At 61.1% G+C, this 733-nt stretch carries 1 protein-coding gene; it reads left to right on the top strand.

Translation table 11 applies throughout. The features are described 5' to 3' along the window. Positions 1–200: 200 nt before the first annotated feature. A partial coding sequence (locus K1W69_RS26825) for an IS110 family transposase (protein ID WP_220231566.1) occupies positions 201–733 on the top strand: 533 nt, incomplete at its 3' end.

A 733-nucleotide genomic window follows, 5' to 3' on the forward strand; every position in this document is an offset into this window, starting at 1 on the left:
CCACCCTTGTATGCCTTTTCGGAAGATTTGTGTCAGACAAGCGTCTTGGTGACTGGAGGGGATGGCCATCCCCTCCAGTTCCCGGCGAAGTCGCCCGTCCTCCCTCCGGTTACAACCGTCGATGAGTCTGGGATCTTCGCCGCTCTCACGTACGACCGAATAGTCGCTTGGTTCCAATCGCACGCACAAGGCAGGTTACCGTGAACAGGATCATTTGTGGAGTAGACGTATCGAAAGACTGGCTCGACGCCCACGTGGCGAACGGCCAGGACAGTGGCAAACGCGCGCCTTTCAAGCGCTTCGGCAACGATGCGTCGGGGATAGCAAGGCTCGCCGCCTTCTGCCGCGGGCATGGCGTAGAGCTTGTGGTCATGGAAGCCTCCGGCGGCTATGAGCGGCTGGCCTTCCTGCTTCTGTGGGAGATGGAGATGGCCTGTGCGCTGGCCAATGCGCGCAGTGTGCGGTACTTCGCGGAAGCCATGGGCTTTCTGGAAAAGACCGATAGGATCGATGCCGGTGTCATAGCCCACTATGCGCAGGTCAAGCAGTTGCAGCCTTCCCCGCCGCCTTCCGACGCCCAACAGCGCCTCAGAGTGCTGGTTGGCCGGCTTTCTCAGGTCACGGGCGACCTGACGGTACAGAGGCAACGCAAGCGCACTGCGGCCAGCGCCGAAGCGGCTGCGAGCATTGACGAAGTCATTGTCCTTCTTGTGCGCCAGCGGCGTCATCTGGA

It is taken from the genome of Flavimaribacter sediminis (assembly GCF_019492055.1).
Classification (GTDB): Bacteria; Pseudomonadota; Alphaproteobacteria; order Rhizobiales; family Rhizobiaceae; genus Flavimaribacter; species Flavimaribacter sediminis.